The 7,700-nt window shown below is 74.2% G+C and carries 5 protein-coding genes; 1 reads left to right on the top strand and 4 read right to left on the bottom strand.

Annotation, left to right across the window (positions count from 1 at the left end):
* Window positions 1–120: 120 nt before the first annotated feature.
* The 4 genes from ACZ59A_RS19375 to ACZ59A_RS19360 all read right to left on the bottom strand — a co-directional run bounded on the left by ACZ59A_RS19375 (window position 121) and on the right by ACZ59A_RS19360 (window position 5,655).
* A complete protein-coding gene (locus tag ACZ59A_RS19375) occupies window positions 121–1,629 on the bottom strand; it encodes a glycoside hydrolase family 6 protein (protein ID WP_470960206.1) in 1,509 nt (502 codons plus the stop codon).
* A 248-nt stretch (window positions 1,630–1,877) separates the two neighbouring features.
* Window positions 1,878–4,247: a xanthine dehydrogenase subunit D gene (gene pucD / locus ACZ59A_RS19370; protein WP_470960204.1), complete on the bottom strand. Its 2,370-nt coding sequence runs from the start codon at window positions 4,245–4,247 to the stop codon at window positions 1,878–1,880.
* 2 nt (window positions 4,248–4,249) lie between these two features.
* Window positions 4,250–4,774, bottom strand: a complete 525-nt coding sequence (locus tag ACZ59A_RS19365; RefSeq protein WP_468047485.1) for a (2Fe-2S)-binding protein — start codon at window positions 4,772–4,774, stop codon at window positions 4,250–4,252.
* Entirely contained in the window at window positions 4,765–5,655 is an 891-nt protein-coding gene (locus ACZ59A_RS19360) for an FAD binding domain-containing protein (RefSeq protein WP_470960202.1), read from the bottom strand. Before ACZ59A_RS19360 ends, ACZ59A_RS19365 begins: the two co-directional genes overlap by 10 nt.
* 219 nt (window positions 5,656–5,874) lie before the next feature.
* On the opposite strand from ACZ59A_RS19360, the gene ACZ59A_RS19355 reads away from it, so the two are divergent.
* Window positions 5,875–7,584, top strand: coding sequence for a PucR family transcriptional regulator (locus ACZ59A_RS19355; protein ID WP_470960200.1), 1,710 nt, complete (start codon window positions 5,875–5,877; stop codon window positions 7,582–7,584).
* The last annotated feature ends 116 nt before the right edge of the window (window positions 7,585–7,700 follow it).

Below are 7,700 nucleotides of genomic sequence, written 5' to 3'. Positions count from 1 at the left end.
TTCTCCTTTCCCCCCTCTTCTTCCCTTTTCCACTCCCTGATCACCCCCCCCCCCCCCCCCCCCCCCTCCCTCTCCCTCCCCCCCCCCCCCCCCCCCCCCCCCACCGCACCGTTGCCGGGGTCAGGGGGTGACCGAGGGGCGGGCGAAGCGTACGAGTTCCAGGGCCTGGTCGGGGAACCACTGGCCCGCCTCGGGGTTCACCACCCCGCGCACCGGGTCCGAGGGGCCGGAGGTGCCGCGGAAGCAGCGGCCGTCGGACTGGCCGGGCGTCTTCACCCAGAGCGCGGCGTCCTGCAGCGGGTCTCCCGTGGCGGTGGTGGGGCGGGCGCCGAGGCCGCGGCGGGGCGGGTTGCACCAGGACTGGGTGTCCGCGTGGCGGCTGTACCGCGGCGTCCAGGGGCCGCGGCCGTTGCGGCTGGTGTCGGTGACGAAGTGCTTCATCTCCGACGAGTCGTGCGGCTCGTGGGCGCGCAGCCAGGCCCGGAGGTGCCGCCGCGACCAGCTCTGCTCGGCGCAGGCGTCCGGGTCGCCGCCGTCGGCGACGTAGGCCAGGCACGCGGAGACGAGCCGTCCGTACAGGGCGCTGGCCTGGTCCGTCTGGTAGTGGGAGACGTTGAGGGCGAAGCCGGTGGCCTCGTCGATACCGGCCTTGACGAGGCGGGGCACGATGCTGCTGACGGCATGCCAGTCCGCGTGGCCCGCGTCGAGGTACACCTTGGCGTTGGTGAGGGCCATGAGGGTGTCGACCGCGTACTTGATCTCGGTGAAGCGGGCGGCGGTCAGTGCGCCCAGGCCGGTCTGGGTCTCCGTCCCGGGTTCGAGCTCGGGCTGAGGCTCGGGCTGGGGCTCGGTGACGGGCTGGTCGATGACCTCCGGCTCCCTGTCGAGGTCGGCCGGGTCGGCGGGGAGGAACGGGGTGGGGCTGGGGGCCGGGGTCTGGGCGGCCGGATCCGGGGCGGGGGTCTCGGCGGCGACGGCCGCGCCGGGGGTGGGGGTGGGGACGGTGCCGAGTTGCGGGTCCGGGCCGGGGGCGGTGGTGGGCTCGGTCAGCGCGGGGGCCGTGGTGGGCTCGGTCGCGGGCGTGTCCACAGCCGTGCCCGGGTCCGCAGCCGTGCCCACGCCCGCGGCCGCGGCCGCGTCGGCCGGGGCGGACGGGGTGACGGCCGGGGTCGGGGTCGTCGCCTCGGCGGGGGTGTCCTCGCTCGCCTGCTCACCGCAGTCGGACGGCAGCAGCGCCAGGGAGTCCGGTTCGAGGACGATCATCACCTCGCGGTCGCCGATGCCCTGGGCCACGGCGTCGATCCACGCCTTGTACTCGTCGGTGGTACGCGCTCCCCCGGCGGAGTAGCTGCCGCAGTCGCGGCCGGGGACGTTGTAGAGGGCGAGCACCGGCAGCCTGTCGCGCCGCGCGGCGTCGCTCGTGGTCATCCGGACCAGGCGCGCGACCCGGGCCGGGGACTCGTCCCCGTACCAGACCGCCTGCGGGGTGCGCACCATGGACAGCAGCCCGGCCGCCGTGCGGTAGTCGCCCCGCCAGGCGAGCCGGGTCACCTGACGGTATGAGGCGCGGTCGGCCGGGGGGACGTACAGGGGCTTGCCGCGCGCGGGCGCGGCGACGCGCTCCTGCACGGCAGCCTGAACGGCCGAACCGCTTAATAGGGGAAGGGCAGTTGCGGCCAGAACGGCCATCGACACGGCGAGGGTCTTCCGTCTCGTTCGCACAGGGGTACTCCAAGGGGCGGGTCGCATGGGTCGGTTTCTGAGGCTCACTCAGAAACCGGGACCCGGCAACGCGAGCGTCCGCCGAGTGGCGCAACCGGATTCCCGCCCAGGGGTGGCACTCCGTCGGACAATCCGTCCGGGACGCCCTCGGGGGGCTACCTGCCCGTCAGATGCTCCGGCCGCACCGGCACCCGCCCCAGCCGGAGGCCCGTCGCGGCGCGGATGGCCGCGACGACCGCAGGGGTGGAGGAGAGGGTCGGGGCCTCGCCGACACCGCGCAGGCCGTAGGGGGCGTGCCGGTCCGCCAGTTCGAGGATGTCGACCGGCATCGTCGGGGTGTCGAGGATGGTGGGGATCAGATAGTCGGTGAATGACGGGTTGCGGACGCGGGCGCCGTCCGAGACGAGGATCTCCTCCATCACGGCGAGGCCGAGGCCCTGCGTGGAGCCGCCCTGGATCTGGCCGACGACGGAGAGCGGGTTGAGCGCCTTGCCGACGTCCTGGGCGGCCGCCAGTTCGATGACCTTGACCAGGCCGAGTTCGGTGTCGACCTCGACCACGGCGCGATGGGCGCAGAAGGAGTACTGGACGTGGCCGAAGCCCTGACCGGTCGTGAGGTCGAAGGGCTCGGTGGGGCGGTGCCGGAACTCCTTCTCGATGTCGATCGCGTCGTCGCCGAGGACGTCCGTCAGGTCGGCGACGACCTCGCCCCCGAGGGTGACCACTTTGCCGTCCCGCAACACCAGCTCCGTGTCACCGCCAGGGGCACCGCAGCGGCGGAAGACCTCCTGCCGGACCGCCTCGCAGGTGTGTTTGATGGCGCCGCCGGTCATGTACGTCTGCCGGGAGGCGGAGGTGGAACCGGCGGAGCCGACCCGGGTGTCGGCGGGGAGGATGGTGACCCGGCTGACGCCCAGTTCGGTACGGGCGATCTGGGCGTGGACGGTGACGCCGCCCTGGCCGACCTCGGCCATCGCGGTGTGGACCAGGGCGACGGGCTCGCCGCCGATGACCTCAAGACGCACCCGGGCGGTGGAGTAGTCGTCGAAGCCCTCGGAGAAGCCGACGTTCTTGATGCCGACCGCGTAGCCGACGCCGCGCACCACGCTCTCGCCGTGAGTGGTGTTGGACAGGCCGCCGGGCAGGGCGCGGACGTCGACGTCCCCGCCCGCCGTCTCCCAGGCGCGCTCCGGCGGGAGGGGCAGCGCCCGGACCCGGCGCAGGATCTCGGCGACGGGGGCCGGGGAGTCCACGATCTGGCCGGTGGGCATGACGGCGCCCTGCGCCATGGCGTTGCGCTGCCGGAAATCGACGGGGTGCAGCCCGAGTTCCTGGGCCACGGCGTCCATCTGGGCCTCGTACGCGAAGCACGCCTGCACCGCGCCGAAGCCGCGCATCGCGCCGCAGGGCGGGTTGTTGGAGTAGAGGGCGAGCGCCTCGACGTCCACGTGGTCCACGACGTAGGGGCCGATCGCCAGGGAGGCGGCGTTGCCGACGACCGCCGGGGAGGAGGAGGCGTACGCTCCGCCGTCCAGCACGATGCGGCACTGGACGTAGAGCAGCTGGCCGTCCCGGGTGGCGCCGTGCTCATAGGTGAGCTTGGCGGGGTGCCGGTGGACATGGCCGAAAAACGACTCGTACCGGTTGTAAACGATCTTGACGGGCTTGCCGGTACGGAGCGCCAGCAGACTGGCGTGCGCCTGCATGGACAGGTCCTCGCGCGCCCCGAACGCCCCGCCCACGCCCGAGAGCGTCAGCCGCACCTTGTCGGCGGGCAGGCCCAGCACCGGGGCGAGCTGGTCGCGGTCCACGTGCAGCCACTGGGTGGCGATGTAGAGGTCGATGCCGCCGTCCTCGGCGGGCACCGCGAGCCCGGATTCCGGGCCCAGGAACGCCTGGTCCTGCATGCCGACCTCGTAGTCCCGGCGCACGACGACGTCGGCGCGGGCCCTGGCGGCGGCGACGTCGCCGCGCCGCACGGGCTGGCGGTGGACGACGTTGGGGTGCGGGGCGTGGGCGGCGTAGTGGTCGGCGCGTCCGGGGTGGAGCAGCGGCGCGCCGGGCGCGGTGGCGGTGGCCTCGTCCACCACGAGCGGCAGCTCGGCGTACTCGACCTTGATCCGGGCGGCGGCGCGGCGGGCGGTCTCGGGGTGGTCGGCGGCGACGATCGCGACGGCCTCGCCGTGGTAGCGGACCCGGTCCTTGGCGAGGACGGGCTGATCGTGGATCTCCAGGCCGTAGTGGGTGGCGGCCGGGAGGTCGTCGTGCGTCATGACGGCGTGGACGCCGGGCAGGGCCAGCGCCCCGCTGATGTCGATGGACCGGATCTCGGCGTGGGCGTGGGGGCTGCGCAGGGTGAAGCCCCACAGCATGTCCTCGTGCCACAGGTCGGAGGAGTACGCGAACTCGCCGGTCACCTTGAGCGTGCCGTCGGGCCGGAGGGTGGATTCGCCGATGTGGCCCTTGCCCCGGCTCTCGGTCAGATGGGCCTGGGTGATCCTCGTGGGGGCGCGGTCGGGTCCCATGGTCAGCTCGTCTCCCCCGGTGTGGCACCGGTGCGGGCGGCGGCGAGGCGCACCGCGTCGAGGATCTTCTCGTAGCCGGTGCAGCGGCACAGATTGCCGGACAGCGCCTCGCGGATGTCGGCGTCGGACGGGTCGGGGTGCCGCTCCAGCAGCTCATCGGCGGCGACCAGCAGACCGGGGGTGCAGAAGCCGCACTGCACGGCGCCCGCGTCGATGAACGCCTGCTGGACGGGGGCCAGCGGAGCCTGCCCCGCGCCCGGCTCGCCCGTCGCGCGGTCCTCCGCGTACCGGGGGAGCCCCTCGACGGTCACCACCTCGCGCCCCTCGGCCTGTCCCGCCGCCACCAGGCAGGCGCACACCGGCACGCCGTCGAGCCGGACCGTGCACGATCCGCATTCGCCCTGCTCACAGGCGTTCTTCGAGCCCGGCAGGCCCAGCCGTTCGCGCAGTACGTACAGCAGGGACTCGCCCTCCCAGACGTCGTCGGCCTGCTGCGGCCGTCCGTTGACGGTCATGTTCACGCGCATGCCGCGGCCCTCCCTTCACCCTCGCGGTACGCCTGCCAGGTCCAGCCGAGCGTGCGGCGCGCCATGACCGTCACCGCGTGGCGGCGGTAGGCGGCGCTGCCGCGTACGTCGTCGATGGGGTCGCACGCGCCCGCGCACAGCTGGGCGAACTCCCGGGCGACCGCGGGCGGAATCGTTTCGCCGCTGTCCCAGAAGGCCCCGTCCGCGAGCGCCGCGTTCAGAAAGTCCTCCGCCGCCCGGGCCCGGACCGGCGTGGGCGCGGCGGAGCCGATGCCGGTCCGTACGGTGCGGGTGCGGGGATGCAGCGCGAGGGCGAACGCGCATACCGCGATGACCATGGCGTTGCGGGTGCCGACCTTGGAGAACTGCTGCGGCCCGTCGGCCTTGTCGATGTGGACGGCCCTGATCAGCTCGTCGGGCGCCAGCGCGTTCCGCTTCACCCCGGTGTAGAACTCCTCGACCGGGATCATCCGGGTGCCGCGCACCGAGGCCACCTCCACCTCGGCCCCGGCCGCCAGCAGCGCCGGATGCGCGTCCCCGGCGGGCGAGGCGGCGCCGAGGTTGCCGCCCACGGTGCCGCGGTTGCGGATCTGCGGCGAGCCGACGGTGTGCGAGGCGAGCGCGAGGGCGGGCAGCTCGGGCCGCAGCCGCTCGATGATCCGGGTGTACGGAACCCCGGCGCCCAGCCGGACCGTCCGCTCACCGGTCTCCCACTCCCCCAGTGCGCCGATACGGGTCAGATCCAGCAGCCGTTCGGGCCGCCGGTGATCAAAGTTGATCTCGACCATCACATCGGTGCCGCCCGCGATGGGTACGGCGTCGGGGTGCTCGGCCTTCACGGCGAGCGCCTCCGGCCAGTCGGCGGGGCGCAGGAAGTCCATGGGCCTCTCTTCTCACCAGTTCACCGGTTCACCGGTCCGCGGGAACTCGTGCACGCGGCTCCCTCTCAAGTAGACCCCCATCGAGGGCCCCGGTGCAGTCACCGAAGGCATGAAGCAATTGGCTGGCCAGCGCGCAGGTCTTGTAGATTCGAACGAACGACGGGGAGCGGAAGCCTCGCGGTATTCGACCGGCGACAAAGACAAGATCGGCTGGCACCCATGCGGCTGCGCGCACTGCTGGAAACCGACGCCCTCGGCCTGCGCCTGCTCGGCGGCGAGGACGAGCTGGACCGCACCGTACGCGGCGTGATGACCACCGATCTGCGCGATCCGAGCCGCTATCTGTCGGGTGGCGAACTGGTGCTGACGGGGCTGGCGTGGCGGCGGGAGCCGGACGACTCCGAGCCGTTCGTACGGATCCTGGCGGCCGCCGGGGTGGCCGGGCTCGCGGCGGGCGAGGCGGAGCTGGGCCCCGTACCGGAGGATCTGGTGCTGGCCTGCGCGCGGCACCGGCTGCCGCTGTTCTCCGTGGTCGAGGACGTGGCGTTCGCGACGATCACCGAGCATGTCGTACGCCAGGTCTCCGGCGAGCGGGCCGGGGATCTGGCCGCCGTGGTGGACCGGCACCGGCGGCTGATGACCCCGGGGGCGGCGGGCGGCGGCCCCGAGGTCGTACTCGATCTGCTCGGCTCGGACCTCGATCTGGCCGCCTGGGTGCTCTCCCCCACCGGCCGCCCCATCGCGGGCCCCACCGGCCCCGAGGCCCCGGAGCTGCCGCGGCCGGTCCGCGCCCAACTGGCCGGTGAGCATCTGGCCGCCCAGCGCGCCGGACGCCCCGGCCCGCACCGGCTGACCGCCGCGAACGGCGTGACGTACTCCCTCTTCCCCATCCGCGGCGGTACGGGCGGCGGCGACACCGGTGCCCCGCACGGGACCCCGCTCGCCGACTGGCTGCTGGCGGTCGCCGCCGACGCCGGGGACTGGCCGGACGAGCGGCTGGACCTGCTGTACGGGGTCACCCAGCTGATCGCGGTCGAGCGCGACCGGCAGGACGAGGCCGGTGCGGTGCGGCGGCAGCTCGCCCAGGAGGTGCTGGAGCTGGTCCAGACGGGCGCGCCGCCCGCCGAGGTCGCGGCCCGGCTGCGGGTGGCGGCGCCGGTGCTGCTGCCGGGGGTCGGCGGCGGGGAGGCGCCGCACTGGCAGGTCGTGGTGGCGCGGCTGGAGGGGACAGCCGACGGCGGACCGGTCGCCCAGGCGCTGCTGGAGGAGATCCTGGTGGACCCGCGGGCGGCCGGGGCCGGGCCCTCGGACCGGATCGCCGTGGCACACACCGGGGACGAGGCGGTGGCGCTCCTGCCGCTGCCCGCCTCCGGCGACGTGGCGTCGGCCGACGCGGATGCCGCGGACGCGGCGGACGCCGCGGACCAGGCGGCGGGGCTGCACGCGGACGCGCTGCTCGCCGCCGTCGGCGAACCCCTCGCGCGCGGGCTGGGCGACGACGCCCGGCTGACCCTGGGCGTCAGCGCCCCCGTGCACTCCGCCGAGGCGCTGCGCGGCGCGCTGGAGGAGGCCCGGCACGCCCGCCGGGTGGCCGCCGCGCGGCCGGGCCGGGTCAGCGCGGCCGGACACCAGGAGCTGGCCTCGCACGTACTGCTGCTCCCCTTCGTCCCGGACGACGTACGCCGCGCCTTCACCGCCCGGCTGCTGGACCCGCTGCGCGCCTACGACCGCCGCCACCGGGCCGAGCTGATCCCGACCCTGGAAGCCTTCCTGGAGTGCGACGGCTCCTGGACGCGGTGCGCGGCACGGCTCCATCTGCACGTCAACACGCTGCGGTACCGGGTGGGCCGGATCGAGCAGCTGACCGGGCGCGATCTGGCCCGGCTGGAGGACAAGCTGGACTTCTTCCTCGCCCTGCGGATGAGCTGACGAGCCCCTTCGCGGACGAGCCCCCGTACGCACCCCCGCGCCCCCGCACACCTCGGGCACCCGGAAAACCACCACTCTCGACGGTGGTTTGTGAATTCATTCACACCAACCTCTTG

The organism is Streptomyces sp. NPDC040405 (genome assembly GCF_055595765.1).
Note: the sequence above shows the minus strand (reverse complement) of the source record. Positions and strands in the feature narration are given on the sequence as shown.

Excerpts from the sequence above, each read along its gene's own strand:
- pucD (WP_470960204.1), bottom strand. The coding sequence starts at position 4,247 with ATGGGACCCGACCGCGCCCCCACGAGGATCACCCAGGCCCATCTGACC.
- ACZ59A_RS19365 (WP_468047485.1), bottom strand. The coding sequence starts at position 4,774 with ATGCGCGTGAACATGACCGTCAACGGACGGCCGCAGCAGGCCGACGAC.
- ACZ59A_RS19360 (WP_470960202.1), bottom strand. The coding sequence starts at position 5,655 with ATGGACTTCCTGCGCCCCGCCGACTGGCCGGAGGCGCTCGCCGTGAAG.
- ACZ59A_RS19355 (WP_470960200.1), top strand. The coding sequence starts at position 5,875 with ATGCGGCTGCGCGCACTGCTGGAAACCGACGCCCTCGGCCTGCGCCTG.